The sequence below is a fragment of the Campylobacter parajejuni genome (assembly GCF_046764905.1).
In the GTDB taxonomy this organism is placed as follows: domain Bacteria; phylum Campylobacterota; class Campylobacteria; order Campylobacterales; family Campylobacteraceae; genus Campylobacter_D.
Map to the genome: position 1 here is coordinate 135,131 of NZ_JBKORB010000002.1, position 14,868 is coordinate 149,998.

The 14,868-nt window shown below is 33.2% G+C and carries 16 protein-coding genes and 1 pseudogene; 5 read left to right on the forward strand and 12 right to left on the reverse strand.

The window, feature by feature from the left end; all coding sequences use genetic code 11:
* The first annotated feature begins 32 nt into the window (after window positions 1-32).
* Entirely contained in the window at window positions 33-1,376 is a 1,344-nt protein-coding gene (locus ACLL8X_RS02330; RefSeq protein ID WP_411989351.1) for a sodium-dependent transporter, read from the forward strand.
* On the opposite strand, the gene ACLL8X_RS02335 is transcribed toward ACLL8X_RS02330, so the two are convergent.
* From ACLL8X_RS02335 to ACLL8X_RS02355, 5 genes are all read right to left on the reverse strand, one after another.
* Window positions 1,368-2,234, reverse strand: a complete 867-nt coding sequence (locus tag ACLL8X_RS02335; RefSeq protein WP_411989352.1) for a 1-aminocyclopropane-1-carboxylate deaminase/D-cysteine desulfhydrase — start codon at window positions 2,232-2,234, stop codon at window positions 1,368-1,370. The two genes, ACLL8X_RS02330 and ACLL8X_RS02335, sit on opposite strands and share 9 nt — an antisense overlap.
* The gene (locus ACLL8X_RS02340) at window positions 2,221-3,168 is read right to left on the reverse strand and encodes an OmpA family protein (RefSeq protein WP_411989353.1); all 948 of its coding nucleotides are present in this window, start codon (window positions 3,166-3,168) and stop codon (window positions 2,221-2,223) included. The genes ACLL8X_RS02335 and ACLL8X_RS02340 overlap by 14 nt, the downstream gene beginning before the upstream one ends.
* A complete protein-coding gene (locus ACLL8X_RS02345; protein ID WP_411989354.1) occupies window positions 3,165-4,604 on the reverse strand; it encodes a MotA/TolQ/ExbB proton channel family protein in 1,440 nt (479 codons plus the stop codon). Before ACLL8X_RS02345 ends, ACLL8X_RS02340 begins: the two co-directional genes overlap by 4 nt.
* A gap of 78 nt (window positions 4,605-4,682) precedes the next feature.
* Window positions 4,683-5,747, reverse strand: coding sequence for a class II fructose-bisphosphate aldolase (gene fbaA / locus ACLL8X_RS02350; RefSeq protein ID WP_411989355.1), 1,065 nt, complete (start codon window positions 5,745-5,747; stop codon window positions 4,683-4,685).
* Complete coding sequence (locus ACLL8X_RS02355; RefSeq protein ID WP_411989356.1) at window positions 5,747-6,568, reverse strand: peptidylprolyl isomerase; 822 nt, start codon at window positions 6,566-6,568, stop codon at window positions 5,747-5,749. Before ACLL8X_RS02355 ends, fbaA begins: the two co-directional genes overlap by 1 nt.
* A gap of 81 nt (window positions 6,569-6,649) precedes the next feature.
* Between ACLL8X_RS02355 and nth the strand changes: the two genes are divergently transcribed.
* From nth to ACLL8X_RS02375, 4 genes are read left to right on the forward strand one after another with little or no spacing between them, the layout of a single operon-like run.
* Window positions 6,650-7,276 (forward strand): endonuclease III, encoded by a 627-nt coding sequence (nth, locus tag ACLL8X_RS02360; protein ID WP_411989357.1) that lies wholly within the window; start codon window positions 6,650-6,652, stop codon window positions 7,274-7,276.
* Window positions 7,273-7,923 (forward strand): DNA/RNA non-specific endonuclease, encoded by a 651-nt coding sequence (locus ACLL8X_RS02365; protein ID WP_411989358.1) that lies wholly within the window; start codon window positions 7,273-7,275, stop codon window positions 7,921-7,923. The genes nth and ACLL8X_RS02365 overlap by 4 nt, the downstream gene beginning before the upstream one ends.
* A gap of 10 nt (window positions 7,924-7,933) precedes the next feature.
* Window positions 7,934-8,566 carry a trimeric intracellular cation channel family protein gene (locus tag ACLL8X_RS02370; RefSeq protein ID WP_411989359.1) on the forward strand — a complete coding sequence of 211 codons (633 nt, stop codon included), beginning with the start codon at window positions 7,934-7,936 and terminating at the stop codon, window positions 8,564-8,566.
* Between the two features lie 57 nt (window positions 8,567-8,623).
* The gene (locus ACLL8X_RS02375) at window positions 8,624-8,845 is read left to right on the forward strand and encodes an EexN family lipoprotein (protein WP_411989360.1); all 222 of its coding nucleotides are present in this window, start codon (window positions 8,624-8,626) and stop codon (window positions 8,843-8,845) included.
* Here ACLL8X_RS02375 and cmoA read toward each other — a convergent pair.
* The 7 genes and pseudogenes from cmoA to ACLL8X_RS02410 all read right to left on the reverse strand — a co-directional run bounded on the left by cmoA (window position 8,835) and on the right by ACLL8X_RS02410 (window position 14,861).
* Entirely contained in the window at window positions 8,835-9,545 is a 711-nt protein-coding gene (gene cmoA, locus ACLL8X_RS02380; protein ID WP_411989361.1) for a carboxy-S-adenosyl-L-methionine synthase CmoA, read from the reverse strand. The two genes, ACLL8X_RS02375 and cmoA, sit on opposite strands and share 11 nt — an antisense overlap.
* Window positions 9,532-10,386, reverse strand: a complete 855-nt coding sequence (locus ACLL8X_RS02385) for a bifunctional riboflavin kinase/FAD synthetase (RefSeq protein WP_411989362.1) — start codon at window positions 10,384-10,386, stop codon at window positions 9,532-9,534. The genes cmoA and ACLL8X_RS02385 overlap by 14 nt, the downstream gene beginning before the upstream one ends.
* The gene (gene tlyA, locus ACLL8X_RS02390) at window positions 10,352-11,113 is read right to left on the reverse strand and encodes a 23S rRNA (cytidine-2'-O)-methyltransferase TlyA (protein ID WP_411989363.1); all 762 of its coding nucleotides are present in this window, start codon (window positions 11,111-11,113) and stop codon (window positions 10,352-10,354) included. The genes ACLL8X_RS02385 and tlyA overlap by 35 nt, the downstream gene beginning before the upstream one ends.
* Window positions 11,113-11,193 (reverse strand): annotated as a pseudogene (locus tag ACLL8X_RS02395) (hypothetical protein); the annotation flags it as partial. The gene tlyA and the pseudogene ACLL8X_RS02395, both read right to left, overlap by 1 nt.
* Window positions 11,174-13,117: an NAD-dependent DNA ligase LigA gene (ligA, locus tag ACLL8X_RS02400; RefSeq protein WP_411989364.1), complete on the reverse strand. Its 1,944-nt coding sequence runs from the start codon at window positions 13,115-13,117 to the stop codon at window positions 11,174-11,176. The gene ligA and the pseudogene ACLL8X_RS02395, both read right to left, overlap by 20 nt.
* The gene (gene folP / locus ACLL8X_RS02405) at window positions 13,118-14,260 is read right to left on the reverse strand and encodes a dihydropteroate synthase (protein WP_411989365.1); all 1,143 of its coding nucleotides are present in this window, start codon (window positions 14,258-14,260) and stop codon (window positions 13,118-13,120) included. It abuts the gene before it with no gap.
* 1 nt (window position 14,261) lies between these two features.
* Window positions 14,262-14,861: a DNA polymerase III subunit delta' gene (locus tag ACLL8X_RS02410; RefSeq protein WP_411989366.1), complete on the reverse strand. Its 600-nt coding sequence runs from the start codon at window positions 14,859-14,861 to the stop codon at window positions 14,262-14,264.
* Window positions 14,862-14,868 lie beyond the last annotated feature (7 nt).

A 14,868-nucleotide genomic window follows, 5' to 3' on the forward strand; every position in this document is an offset into this window, starting at 1 on the left:
GATAAAATAATTCTTTTTTAGAAGGGATAATAATGCAAAGACAAACTTGGAGCAGCACACTAACTTATATCTTGACGGTTGCTGGAGCGACCATAGGATTTGGAGCGACTTGGCGTTTTCCTTATCTTGTGGGAGAAAATGGTGGTGGTGCTTATGTATTGGTTTTTTGTATAGCTATGATTATCATAGGCATTCCTGTTATCTTGGTTGAAAATGTCATAGGCAGAAAAGCAATGACAAACAGCGTCGATGCTTTTAAGAAAAAATGGCAAGGTATTGGATATATGGGACTTTTGGGAAGTTTTGGCATTATGGCTTATTATATGGTGCTTGGTGGCTGGGTTTTAGTTTATATTTGGGAATTAACTTTAGGAAATTTTAGCCTTGCCAATGTAGTAAGTAAAGAATTTACCCATCAATTTTTTAACGATAAAATAGCCTTCAATCCTTTAGGAATTGGCATTTTTACCACAACTTTTGTGCTTGTTAATTATATTATTTTAAAAAGAGGCGTTATAGATGGGATAGAAAAAGCTGTGAAATTTTTAATGCCTTTGCTATTGATTTGTCTTATTGTTGTTGTTGGACGTAACCTAACCCTTGATGGTGCCGTAGCTGGAGTTAAATTCTATCTAGAACCTGACTTTAGTAAAATTTTATCATCAAAACTTTTAATCGATGTTTTAGGTCAGGTCTTTTTTGCTCTATCTCTAGGTTTTGGGGTAATGATAACACTTTCATCTCATCTTAACAAAAATGAAAATATGGCAAGAACTGCTATTTATACAGGAATTTTAAATACTATTATAGCTATTTTGGCTGGTTTTATGATTTTTCCAGCACTTTTCTCGGCAGGACTTGCTCCAGATAGTGGCCCTTCTTTAGTTTTTGAAACTTTACCTATAGCATTTTCTCATATCCATTTTGGCACCATTGTATGTATTTTATTTTTTATTTTACTCTTAATTGCGGCCTTAACCACAAGCTTACCAATTTATCAAGTTATTATTAGTGTTTTAGAAGAAAAATTTAAATATTCTAAAAATCTTTCTATTAATTTAACTCTAGGGTTTATCTTCATACTTGGTAATCTTCCTTGTATTCTAACTTACGGGCCTTGGCGTGATATTATTATCATTAAGGGAAAAAATATTTTTGATAGTTTTGATTTTATTAGTGGTAATATTTTGTTTGTTTTGACTGCATTTTTTTGCTGCATTTATGTGGGCTGGGTATTAGGCAAACAAGAAAGCTTAAAAGAACTTAGCAACAACAATACGCTTAAAAGTTTATGGTTTGAAATTTGGTTTTATTATGTAAAATATATAGTGCCTTTAATCATACTTATCATTTTTGTTTATGGGATTTTAAACTAATTTTTTAAATTTATATCTTTCTAACATAGTGGAATTTCCCAAAATTCCACCTTGATGAATATAAAGCAAGGGTTTTTTCCAAGTATTTTTTAAAACAATTTGCAAGCCCAACATATCATAGAGTAAATCAAATTCTATATCACATTCTTGCCTTAAATCCCTATAAAGTTCATAAAATTCCCTATAAGGCTTAGCAAAATGGTATTTTTTATCGCTTTTTAAAAGCTTTAAATTTGCAAAATCATAGTCCTTTATCAAGCTTAATATCTGCTTTTTTAAATAATTTTCATCACCCACACAAGCACAAGTAAAAACCCTAAACGCAGAATGTTTTGCCAAAAAAGCTGCACTAATACCTGTGCCTGAGGGCAAAAAAATGTCAAAATCAAGCTTTAAACTCCTTGCTTGCAACTCAAGTTCTTTAGCAAGTTCTTTTAGACCCTGCTCGGCTTTTAAACTCGCAATGCCTTGCTCTATAAAAATATCATCTTTTTCGCACAAGGCTAAGGCGAAATTCTTCAAATCCTTTGAGTTTAAATTTTCTATTATTTTAGCTTTATTTTGCAAAGCCAAAGCATAATTTCCACAAGGATTATTTTTAAGAAAAATAGGAATTTTCTCACAAGCATAAAAGAGTTCTAAGCCTCTTTGCTTGGTAAAAATACTAAGAGCCGCCAAGGCGTTACTTTGCACCCCACCATAGCTTACAAAACGCTGATTTTTAGGGTAAGTTTGTGAGAGATAAAAGGCAAGTTTTCGTGCTTTGTTTCCGTTAATTTCGCCCAATAAATCATCTCGTTTTACATAAAATTCAAAAGCTTTGAAATGGATTTTTTGTATAGGACTAACGGAATTCAAAGAATTTTTCTACATCTTTTAAGGCATTATCATTTTTAATGCTAAATTTTATCTCTATACGGCGGCTCCTGTCCTTATCTTCAACTCCATTCACAAAAATAGGGTCTGAAAAGGAACGCCCACTCGCCATTAGGAGTTTTTGAAGCTTATCATTTTTATAAAAAGTATAGATGAAATTCATCACTTCATAAGCTCTTTTTTGTGATAAATCAAGATTATAAATATAAGAGCCATCACTATCTGTATGCCCTTCGATGATGATATTTTCGATATTGGAAAGGATTTTTGAATCATCAAGTATGGCATCAAAATATTCACTTAAAATTTTTCTTAAACTTGCTTTTGCTTCATTTTTCAAAACATAAGAATCTTTATCGAAAAGCACTTCAGCAGGTAAAGAAATAGAACCTGTTTTCTCATCTATGCTGATATTATTATCCAGCTTGCTTTGTAGCTCTTTACTTAAATTTTCACGAATTAAACCAAGATTTTTTACCTTTTCTTTGGCTTTTTGAAAATCTTCCTCTAAATTTTTAAGCTCTTCATCTTTTTTTTCCAATTGCCCAAGCAAGATAAGAATTTGCTTGTCTTTACTATCTAAAGATGAATTTAAATCCTTGCTTAATTTTTCATAGCTTGTGATATTAGCCTCAAGTTCTGCCTTTTGAGAATTTACAAGATTTAAAGCACTAGAAGCATTATTTAAATCAGAGCTTAACTTAAACACTATGGCTTCTTTGTTTCTAAGCTCTTCTTTGCTTTCTTCTAACCTAGCTTCTTGCTTGTTAAGACTATCTTTAATTTCTTTTAAATCGCTTTGAGTTAAGACATATTTTACAACGATAGCACCTATTAGCAAAATAAAAACGAAGAGCAAACCTGCCATCAAATCCGCATAAGCTATCCAAAAATTACTATCTTCTTTTGACTTCATTTATTTTCTTTATCTTCGTTTTTTAACTCATCATGGCTTTCTGGCTTAGATATTTGTGTTTGAATTTCATCTTGATTTTCTTCGCTCTTAGCTAAAAAATCCTCCATTGGTTTAGTTTCATTTTCTTTATTCTGATTTTCATCTTTGCAAAGCTTATTCATTGCTTGGCTTGTTTCTTCATCGAGTGCTTTCATTTCTTTTTTAAGCTCATTCATCATTTTAATTTTTTCATCTATGCTTTTTTCTTCTTCATACACTTCTTTAAAGCTCTGCATACCCTCAAACAAACTCGCCTTAAACCCTTCAAAGACCTTTTCCTGAGCTTCTAACATCGCTTTTTCATAGAGTTCAAAATTCTTCCCAAAACGCTCCACTTTTTCATCAAAAGAACTTAAGGTTTTATCAAAATGATGAATTTTATCGCTACTGATATTAAGCAACCTATTATACTGCTCACTCATTCTTGTATTGATTTCTTTTAAATTTTGATTGAGTAAGCCTATACCATTTAGCATTTCACTATAAAGCTTTCCGAGGTCTCTTTGGTCTCTTTGTGCCTTACTTAGCTCACTCATACTCTGCTTAATATGCTCACTACTTAATCTTATAGCCTTTTCTTCTACATTAAGCATATCTTGAAAAATACCAAATTTTCTATCAATTGCATGGTCAAGCTCTGCAAAAAAATCATTATTGCTCACTTGTTTAAAAATAGCTCCAATTTTTTCAAAATGTTGCAAACTCTCGCTTAGATACCTTTGGTCAAGCTCTTCTTTAGTCCAAAAAAATCCGCTTGTAGCATTTTTTTGACGATTTAAAAGCCGCTCTATCTTACTTTTGCCATATTTTTCAAAAAACATCCACCATAAGGCAAGAAAAATTCCATAAATAGAAACATAAAAAGCTGTCCCTACTCCACTTAACAAAACTGCAATTTCTTGCTCTAAAGCCGCTGTATCGCTAGAATTAAAATTGGGCATTGACAAGGCTATACTGATAAAGGTGCCCAAAATTCCCATCATAGGAAAGATTGCTGAACCTATACTGGCAAAATTCTCATTTCTTGAGCCTTTGATATAAGCATAAGCAAAATCATCAAAATTAGCATTGGACTTTGTATCCTTACCAATGGCTAGAAAATGTCTCATAATATGGCGTTTTAAAGCTTGTTTAAATTCGTCTTTTTGTTGTTCGAAGATACTATAAGCATACTCAGCACTATGTCTAGCAAAAATCAATGCTGTAAAAAAAATCACGCCTGTCATTATAGCTGTATGCAACTGGACCTTAAAATCAATGATATTAAAATAACCCAATAAAATTAAAATATAAAGAAAAGCTGGAATAAAAATAATTTTTAAATAAACTAAAGAACCCCTTGCGTCTTTGCCTTCGGGCAAAACAAGTTCTGAAATTTCATCTGATTTAATATCCATAAAACAAATACTCCATTAATTTTAGTTTAAAAATTCTTAAAGCGTAAAAATTTTTAAACTAAAACCAAGCCAGAAGGCTTAGTTTTTGTTGATACAATTTAAATTTTCAAAAGCAATTTCAAGGCGTTTTACCATACTTTCTTCGCCACTTCTTAGCCAAACACGAGGGTCGTAGTATTTTTTATTTGGCTTGTCATCGCCTTGAGGATTTCCAATTTGCCCTTGCAAATAAGCTCTATTTTTAAGCTCATATTCACGCACCCCGTCCCAAAAAGCCCACTGGGTATCAGTATCAATATTCATCTTAATCACGCCATAACTCACCGCAGCTTTAATGTCTTTTAACTCGCTACCACTACCGCCGTGAAATACAAAATTTATAGGCTTATCCGTATTTAAAGCAAAGTTATCTTTAACAAATTTTTGCGAATTTTTAAGGATTTCGGGCTGTAAGCTTACATTTCCGGGCTTATAAACCCCATGCACATTTCCAAAACTTGCTGCGATTGAAAAGTTATCGCTAATTTTTCCAAGTCTTTCAAAGGCTAAAGCCACATCTTCAGGCTGGGTATAAAGCTTGGAATTATCAATGCCTGTATTATCCACCCCATCTTCTTCCCCGCCCGTGCAACCAAGCTCTATCTCAAGTGCCACGCCTAAGGCGTCAAGCTTTTTAAGATAGCTTTCGCAAGTGCTAAGATTTTCTTCCAAATCCTCTTCGCTTAAATCAAGCATATGAGAACTAAATAAAGCTTGTCCGTGTGTTTTTTTATGCTCGGCATTAGCCTCGATTAGCCCATCAATCCAAGGTAAAAGTTTTCTTGCAGCGTGGTCTGTGTGCAAAATCACAGGCACCCCGTAAGCTTTGGCTAATAAATGCACATGCAAGGCTCCACTAATGGCTCCTAAAACTTCAGCATTAGGACAATTTTTTCCTGCATAAAATTTCGCTCCCCCATTAGAAAATTGTATGATGACGGGGGAATTGACCTTTTTTGCAACTTCTAAAACCGCATTGATGGAATTGGTACCTACAACATTCACAGCAGGAATGGCAAAACCTTCTGCTTTAGCATAATCATAAACTTTATTTAGCTCATTACCGCTAACTACCCCTGCTTTTACAATGTTTAAAACCCCCATTATTTGTATTCCACTTTAGCATTATTTAAAAGGTCTTGTCCTTTTTGATTGATAACTTTTTTAAATTCTTCAAATTTAAGTCCGTTTTCAATGCCTTGTTTTACTTCATCAAATTTGATTTGACCCTTAGCTTGTGCATTTTCTTTTAATATGATGTGATAACCAAAATTCGTTTTAACAGGAGTTGTAGTGATAGTGCCATTTTTCAGTGCAAAAGCAGCGTCTGTAAAAGGTTTTACCATAGTGGATTGGTCAAACCATCCTAGTTCGCCACCTTGATTTTTTGAACCCGGGTCGATTGATTTTTCTTTAGCAAGTTCGCTAAATTTAGCATCTAATTCTTTGCCTTTTAAATTTTTAAGCTGGGCAATAATATCAGCAGCTTCTTTTTCAGTGCTTACTAAAATATGCTTAGCTTGCACTCTTGCGGGTTTAACATATTTGTCTTTATTTTGCTCGTAAAAAGCTTTTACTTTAGCTGCATCAATTTTAATGGTATTTAAAATTTTCTCTTGATAAACATTTACAAGTATAGCCTCTTTTGCACGCTCAAGCTCTTTAGCATAAAGCGGGTCTTTTTCTAAATTTTGTTTTTTAGCGTCTTGTAAAATCAAATCTTGCATAATGTATTGTTGAATCAATGCTTTCTTTTGCTCATTAGGCAAGGTTTTAAAATCCTGTCCTCTAAGCATAGGAGCAAAAAACTCACTTACTTCCGTATCACTAATACTCTTACCATTTACGGTAGCTACTGTAGCTGCATTTACATTTAAAGCTAGACCTGCAATCAAAGCTGCTGCGACTAAAGAAAATTTTTTCATTGGGTTTCCTTTTTAATAAAATGTAGTATGAAATCAATTATATCTAAACTTGGTTTAAAGCTAATTAACTAAAATTAAAAAATGAAAAGAAATTTACAAATCAAAGAACTTTTTTTAAAACATTTTGAAAAACCCGTTACAGAACTTAAATTTTCAAATTTATATGAACTTTTAGTCTGTGTAATGCTCTCAGCCCAATGCACGGATAAAAGGGTCAATCTCATAACGCCTGAACTTTTTAAAGCCTATCCCGATGTCAAAGCCCTTGCAAATGCTAATTTATCAAGCCTTAGAAGCTATATACAAAGCTGTTCTTTTTTTAACAATAAAGCACAAAATCTTATAAAAATGGCAAAGGCAGTTTGTGAAAATTTTAACGCTGAAATTCCTTTAAATGAAAAGGATTTAAAATCCTTAGCAGGAGTGGGACAAAAAACCGCTCATGTGGTTTTAATCGAATGGTGCGGGGCGAATTTTATGGCTGTGGATACTCATGTTTTTAGAGTTTCTCACCGCCTAAACCTTAGCAAGGCAAAGACCCCAGAAGCCACAGAAGAGGATTTGACACGCATTTTCAAAGACAATCTTAACTATCTTCATCAAGCTATGGTGCTTTTTGGACGCTATACCTGTAAGGCTAAAAAACCCTTATGCAAAGAATGTTTTTTAAACCATCTTTGCAAGAGCAAAGACAAAGAGCTTGGATGAAAATTTTTATCTTTTTAATAAGTCTTACACTTCACGCCTTTGCCCTAGAAGCTTATAAGGCTAGTGCTGATTTTTCTTCTTATTTTAACCCTATGAATTGCTCACAAGTTTTAAATAAATTTTTTTATTTAAATTGCTATGATTATAAACTTAAAGGCACAAAAGCAGTAGCTTACAGCCTAGAAGCTAAGAATTTAAATGCTAAACAGATTAAAAAACGTCCACGCTTTGAAGATGATACAAATATTCCTAAAAAATACCGCACTACTTGGAGTGATTATAAAAACAGCGGTTTTACACGCGGACATATCGCACCTAATGCTTCTTTTAGTTTTAGCAAGGCTGCTCAAAATTCCGTATTTTTAATGAGTAATATTACCCCACAAAACGCACAAATCAACAATAAAATTTGGAATGAAATAGAAAAAAGAGAAAGAATTTTGGCTTTAAAATTTCAAAGCGTTGAAGTTTTAAATCTCATACTCTATGATGAAAATCCAAAACACATCAAAAATCATATCGCCATACCCAGTTTTTATATAAAAATCATCAAAGCTCCAAAATTTAAAGAATGCTATAAGGTCCCAAACCACGAAGTAAATGATGAAAATATTAAAACATATCAAATTCAATGTGATAAATTTTAAGGCATAAATTATGGAAATAAATGCTCTTACCATAACCACTCTTTATATCATAGGCATTAGTGCAGAAGGAATGACAGGAGCCTTGGCTGCGGGGCGTCATAAGATGGATCTTTTTGGGGTAATGTTTATCGCACTAGTAACGGCTATTGGGGGTGGAAGCATTCGTGATGTGCTTTTGGGGCATTATCCTTTAACTTGGGTAAAACACCCTGAATATGTCCTACTTATTTGTTTTTGCGCCCTTATAGCGACAAAAATTCCACGCGTAGTAACTAAGCTTGAGAGTTTATTTTTGACCCTTGATGCTGTGGGACTTGTGGTTTTTAGTATCTTAGGAGCCCAAGTGGCTATCACACAAAAGCACGGCTTTATCATAGCCATTTGTGCGGCTGTAATTACGGGGGTTTTTGGGGGAATTTTAAGGGATATTTTATGCGTGAGAATTCCCTTAGTCTTTCAAAAAGAAATTTACGCTGGAATTGCTATCATAGCAGGAGGGCTTTACTACGCACTCATCGTTTGGCTTGAGCTTAATGCCCTAATTTGCACACTCATCACCCTTTTTATAGGGGTTATCGCAAGACTTTTGGCTATTAAATACCAATGGTCTTTACCTATCTTTTCTTACAATGAAGAAAAATAATTTATCATGGCTTTATATAAGTTTGCTAAGATATTAAAAATTTTAGGAGCTTGATAAATGCAAAAACTAAGTATTTTTCTTACCCTTTTAATCATTGTTAGCCTTATGGCTTGTGAGCAAACTAAAAGTGTGGAATACTATCAAAACCACCCTGAAATTGCCAAAAAAAGAAGTCTAGAATGCAGGGATAAAGCCATCATCAGTCAAGACTGCGTCAATGCCTATAAAGTAGGCTTTCCAAAGGATGAATGGGAAGATAAAGAAGGTTCTAATCCTTAAAAGCGATAAAGCTTTCAAAATTTGCCCACTTAAAAATACTTTCTATCCTTTTAAAACCGGCAATTTGGAGCATATTTAAATTTTCTTTTTGACTATAAGGGATTAAAACATTTTCTAAAGCCTCTCTTTTGCTCGCAATTTCGAATTTAGAATAGCCCTGCTTTTCTTTATAATCCGCATAAAGCTCAATCATATTTTTTGACAAAAAAGCATCTTCATAAAGGATTTTCTCGCTCATTATAAAAACCCCGCCTGTATTTAGCTTTTGATAAATGCTATCGATTAAAGCCTGTCTTTTGGGCGGACGAATGAATTGCATAGTATAATGTGCTACAATAGCCTCACAAGCAAAAAAACTAAACTCACTCAAATTCGCTTCAAAAAATTCTATTTTCAAGCCATAAGCCTTTATTTTAGACCTTGCAACTTCAAGCATAGAAGCAGAATTATCAACGCCAAAAAGTTTAAAATCCTTTCTTAAATGAGCTAAAAAAATCAAAAAATTAGCACTTGAACAACCCAAATCACAAATACTTGCATTTATAGGCAAAATTTTACTCAGCAAAGTTCCACAAAGCTCTAAATTTTCTTTGTAAAAAGGCACAGAACGATGAATCATATCATCAAAAACACTGGCGACACTTTTATCAAATTCGAATTGTTTTTTAGGGCTTTGCTTAAAAAGTTCATCTTTCATCATTTTTCCTTAATACTTGCTTAGCTTGTTCTATGTCTTTGGCGATTTGAATTTTAAGTTTTTGTAAATCTTGGAATTTTTGATTTTCTCTTAAAAAAGCTACAAATTCAAGCTCAAAAAACTCACCTTGCGTAAATTTTTCATCCAATTCCTCTAAAATATGGCTTTCTACGGCAAAATTCCCATCACTTGTTCTTACGCCTAAAAAACTCACGCTTTTGTAAATTTTTCTTCGACTTTTTAATAAACTAGCATAAACGCCATTTTGAGGCAAAAAATAAGCCTTGCAATCTAAATTTATAGTTGCAAAAAGCTCTTTAGAACCAAGCCCTTGCCCCTTAATCATTTTTCCTTTGATGCTGTAATTTCTTCCTAAAAATTCCCTTGCTTTTTGCAAATTCGCTTTTGCTAAAAAATCCTTAATCACACGGCTATGAACGGGGATTTTTTCTATGCTAAATTCATCGATTATTATGGTTTTTATCCCGCTTAAAGACTCAATATCTGTGGCTTTATAAGCCCTATTTTTCCCAAAAGTAAAATCATAACCCACCACTATGAGTTTTAAACTGACAAATTCCTTTTTCAAAAAACTTAAAAAATCTTTACCATCTAAGGATTTTATACTTTCAAAATCAAGCTCTATGACTTTTTTGCCTGAAATTTTTTCTTTTTCTTCGTTTGAGCAAAGTATATTGCCCTTGTATTTATTTATCACAAGCAAAACGCCTTTTTCATCTAAAGCCTGCACCAGTTTTAAATGCCCTAAATGCATACCATCAAAACAACCCATAGCTAAAGAAGTAATATTAATTTTTGGTATAGTAGTAAAAATATTCAACATTACCTTCCTTTCCTTTGATACAAGAAGCCTGAGTGCTTTTTAAAAGCCAACCCAATTTAGCACATTCTTTCTCAAAATTCTCCATCGCTTTTAAAACCGCTTTATCATCTTTTAAAACGCCTTTTTTATCTCTTTTAGCATTTTTTCCCACTTCAAACTGGGGTTTAAAGAGCAAAATAAGCTCTTTTAAAGCCAATTTATCTATATAAAAAAGCAAAACTCTAAGCGAAATAAAACTCACATCACAAGTGATAAGCTCAAATTTTTCTTCGCTTTTAAAGACTCTTAAATCTGTATTTTCAAAAAAAATCACTTTTTCATTGGCTCTTAAACTAGGATGAAGTTGGTTATTTCCCACATCAAGAGCAGTGATTTTCAAAGCCTTATTCTCAAGCAAAATTTGCACCCAACCGCCCGTGCTAGAACCTATATCCAAACAATTTTTACCAGCGATTTTAATTTCGTTTTCTTTAATAAAATTTTTAAGTTTCAAAGCCGCTCTTGAAACATAAATTTCACTCAAAAGCTTCAAATTTAAATCCTTTGACAAATAAAGCTCATCTTGATTTAAACCCTGTTTTTTTATCAAATTCTCTAAGAATTTTTTCACATCAAAAGAAGCTTTAAAATTTTTGCCATTAAGCAAAATTTCTTCATTTTCTATAAGTTCTAAAGCTTTATTTCTGCTGATATTTAAACGCTTTGAAACGAAAAAATCAAATCTCATGCAATCCTTGTCCAAGTGAGTAAAAAGGCAAAAAGACTGAGTAAAACTAAAAGATATAAGCTATTCTTTAATAAGCTCATTAAAGGCATTCTCATCTATACATTTTACACCCAGCTCTTTAGCTTTAGCAAGTTTAGAGCCTGCTTCTTCTCCAAAAAGCAAAAAATCCGTTTTTTTAGAAACCGAACCACTTACCCTACCCCCAAGTTTTTCTATCAAAGTTTCAAACTCAGCCCTAGGACGCGAAAGTGTGCCTGTAATCACAAAGCTTTTACCCAAAAACGCACTATCATTTTTAAGCTCTAGTTTTTCTATTTTTAACTTTAAAAGCTTGTAAAACTCATCTATTCTTAGGCAATTTACACGCACAAATTCATCCAAGCTTTTAGCCATTTGCTCTCCAAAACCTTCCAAATTCGCATAAGCTTCAAAACTCTGTTTGTGCCATTCTAAGCCAAAAGTAAGGCTAAGTTTCTTAGCCGCAACTTCTCCAATATGTTCTATACCCAAAGCCGTGATAAAACGAAAAAGCTCACATTCTTTAGCCAACTCAATGGCATTTAAAAGCTTATTAATTTTCTTTTCTTTAAAGCCTTCCAAACCTTCAAAATCGCTAAATTTTAAGCGAAAAATACTCTCAAGCGTAGTGATTTTTTTGTTTTTATACAAAAGCTGGACTATATTTTCGCCTAGTCCATCTATATTTAAACATTTTTTAGAAACAAAATGGATAATAGAATTTACAAGCCTATCTTCACAATCGATATTTTGGCATTTTATCAAGGCTCCTTCATCCAAAAGCTCACTTTGACAAGTGGGACAAATTTTAGGTCGTGTTATGCTTATCTCCAAGCCTTCCCTGCGTTCTTTAAAAACCTTAGTGATTTTAGGTATCACATCGCCACTTCTTATAATGCTTACAAAATCATTAATTTTCACATCCAATCTTGCAATCTCATCAAAATTATGAAGTGTGGCTGATTTTACCACAACCCCGTCCAAATTTACAGGCTCTAAAACCGCCACAGGAGTAAGCACTCCGCTTCTTCCTACTTGTAAATTCACGCCTATTAAACGCGTAGTTTTTTCAAGGGCAGGAAATTTAAAAGCCGCCATAAATTTAGGAAATTTCACGGTATAACCAAGTTCGTTACAAAGTGCCATATCATCAACTCTTACGACCATTCCATCCATCATCATAGGCTTTTTTTCCCTTAAGGTGAGAAGCTCATCATAGGCTTTTAAAACCTCGTCTAAATCCTTACAAACCCTAACAAAATCATCCTTTAAAAAACCAAGCCCCCTGATAAAGTCCATTATCTGGCTATGTTTGGCAAAATTTAAGCTATTTTCCCCCACTCCCCAAGGATAAAATTTCAAATTCCTTGTTCTAGTAATGCTTGTATCAAGTTGCCTTAAACTCCCACTTGCTGCATTGCGTGGATTTGCAAATAAACTTTGATTTTGCTCGGCTCTTTTTGCATTGATTTTTTCAAAATCATCTTTTAAAATCACCACTTCGCCGCGAATTTCTATCCTTTCTTTATAAGCAATATGTTTAGGGATATTTTCTATTTCAAAAACATTAAGCGTTATGTCTTCACCCACTTCACCATCACCCCTAGTAGCACCGCTTATTAATTTTCCATTTTCATAAAGCAAATTTAAACTCGCCCCATCAAATTTAGGTTCTATAAAAAAATTTTTCTCACTTCTTGCTCTTTTTGCCCAAGCTCTAAGCTCTGCTTCATCAAAAACATCTTCCATCGACCACATACGCTTTAAATGGCTAAGTTTTTTAAACTCACTTTGTAAAGTGGGTGCTATTTTTTGAGTTGGAGAATCTTGTGAAATTGCATCTTTATTTTGCTCTTCAAAGGCTCTTAACTCTCTAATCAAAGCGTCATATTCTTCATCACTGGCTAAAGGCTCATCGTTTTCATAATACGCTCTCATCCATAAATTAGCCAAAGCAATTTTTTCTAAATACTCTTCTTTTGTCATCTAAACTCCTACGCTATCCATAGCCTCTGCTAAAGCAAAAAGCTGTTTATGCTCGTATAAATCATGCACTCTTATAATGCTAGCTCCATTTTCAAAAGCCTTTAAATGCAAATACAAAGTGCCTGATAAACGCTCCTTAACTTCGCTTTGAAAATAAGCATTGATGACACTTTTACGGCTTGCTCCTATGAGTAAGGGCTTGTTAAATTGTAAAAAATGTTCTAAATGCTTGATTAAAAGCATATTATGCTCGGCACTTTTTCCAAAGCCAATACCCACATCTAAAATACTTTCTTTTACCCCTAAACTCTCTAAAATTTCAAGCTTTTGCTTAAAAAACAAAGTCATCTCATCAAGCAAATCTTCATAATAAGGATTATCTTGCATATTGCTTGGATTATTTTGCATGTGCATTAAGCAATATTTTGCCCCGTAGCTACTTGCAAGCTTGGCTAGATTAAGATTTCTTAAACTTGTAATATCATTAATGAGCTTAAAGCCCTTATTCAAAGCGTATTCTAAGCAATACTCATCAAAACTATCCAAACTAAAAATAGCTTTTTCATAGTATTTTTTTTCATAGATTAAATCCAAAATATTTTTAAGCCTTCTAAATTCTTCTTCCTTGCCGCAGTATTGACTTCCCGGTCTTGAACTTACCGCTCCTATATCGATAAAATCGGGCTTTAAAACAAGAAAATCATTAAGATTTTTTTCAAAGTCTTTTTCGCTCACACGACTTTTTGCATTAAAACTATCTTCATTGATATTCATCACTGCCATAAGCTGGGCTTTTTTGGGTTTTAAGAAATCCTTTTGTAAAAAACTAGCCAAATTTTTAAGTCCAAAATCTTGAAGTTTTTCTTTGGCGATAAGTTTTTGAATTTGCTCTTTTGTTGCCATTAAAAGAGCGTTTGAATGTGTGATTTTAGCCGTAATAATTTCTTTATGCGTTACAAGCTCGGCTCCTACTCTTAGGGCATCTTGTTTTAAAATATTTGCCGCAGCTGTGGGGATATTTTTTATCAAAATAAAATGAATTTGCGTTTTTTCACTCATAAGCTTTTGTCCTATTTTATGAGGCTTTATAAAGGGACAAAGCAGGTTAAAATCGGTATTGGCATTGATTTTAAAAAACTGCATTTTATTTCTTTGTATAGTAATTTAACAAAAGAGTCGCCAAAAGCACACCACTTTTGGAATTTAATCTTGCAAGCTCATAGCTTTCATAAAAAAACTCAAGCTCCTTAGCGTTAAAATCTTTGTATTTAACGCATTCTTTTGCAAGCAAAGCAATTTGCTCTGTAAGTTCATTCTTATCTAAATTTTCGTTTTTTTGCACAAAGTCAAAAAGCATTTTCAAATCCATTTTTTCAAGTTCTAAGTCTAATTTTTTCTCCTGCTTTGCTTCCTTGCGTTTTTCACAAATAAGACGCGATTTGATGGTAGGCAAAAGAAGATTTTTAGAAGGAACGACTATGAGGAATTTGATATTTTTTGGAGGCTCTTCAAGAAGTTTAAGTAAGAAATTTTGTGCTTCTATCCTATAAGAATTCGCCATCAAAACAATGATTTTTTCTTCACTCTCCGCTATATAGCTTTCTTTTTCAACTTCCCTTGCATCGCCGAGTAAAAACTCATTGTGTGGCATAAAAAATCTTAATTTTTTTATACCAAAATGATTTATCATCTCTTCTTTAATGCCTGCAAAATCTTCACTGATAATAATCTTACTCACAAACAAAGCAAGT

Bases quoted from the DNA above. Each gene is read 5' to 3' on its own strand.
- cmoA (WP_411989361.1), bottom strand. From the start codon at position 9,545: ATGATGAAAGATGAACTTTTTAAGCAAAGCCCTAAAAAACAATTCGAA.
- ACLL8X_RS02370 (WP_411989359.1), top strand. From the start codon at position 7,934: ATGGAAATAAATGCTCTTACCATAACCACTCTTTATATCATAGGCATT.
- ligA (WP_411989364.1), bottom strand. From the start codon at position 13,117: ATGACAAAAGAAGAGTATTTAGAAAAAATTGCTTTGGCTAATTTATGG.
- ACLL8X_RS02340 (WP_411989353.1), bottom strand. From the start codon at position 3,168: ATGAAGTCAAAAGAAGATAGTAATTTTTGGATAGCTTATGCGGATTTG.
- ACLL8X_RS02345 (WP_411989354.1), bottom strand. From the start codon at position 4,604: ATGGATATTAAATCAGATGAAATTTCAGAACTTGTTTTGCCCGAAGGC.
- fbaA (WP_411989355.1), bottom strand. From the start codon at position 5,747: ATGGGGGTTTTAAACATTGTAAAAGCAGGGGTAGTTAGCGGTAATGAG.
- tlyA (WP_411989363.1), bottom strand. From the start codon at position 11,113: ATGAGATTTGATTTTTTCGTTTCAAAGCGTTTAAATATCAGCAGAAAT.
- ACLL8X_RS02375 (WP_411989360.1), top strand. From the start codon at position 8,624: ATGCAAAAACTAAGTATTTTTCTTACCCTTTTAATCATTGTTAGCCTT.
- ACLL8X_RS02385 (WP_411989362.1), bottom strand. From the start codon at position 10,386: ATGTTGAATATTTTTACTACTATACCAAAAATTAATATTACTTCTTTA.
- ACLL8X_RS02365 (WP_411989358.1), top strand. From the start codon at position 7,273: ATGAAAATTTTTATCTTTTTAATAAGTCTTACACTTCACGCCTTTGCC.
- nth (WP_411989357.1), top strand. From the start codon at position 6,650: ATGAAAAGAAATTTACAAATCAAAGAACTTTTTTTAAAACATTTTGAA.
- ACLL8X_RS02330 (WP_411989351.1), top strand. From the start codon at position 33: ATGCAAAGACAAACTTGGAGCAGCACACTAACTTATATCTTGACGGTT.
- folP (WP_411989365.1), bottom strand. From the start codon at position 14,260: ATGCAGTTTTTTAAAATCAATGCCAATACCGATTTTAACCTGCTTTGT.
- ACLL8X_RS02355 (WP_411989356.1), bottom strand. From the start codon at position 6,568: ATGAAAAAATTTTCTTTAGTCGCAGCAGCTTTGATTGCAGGTCTAGCT.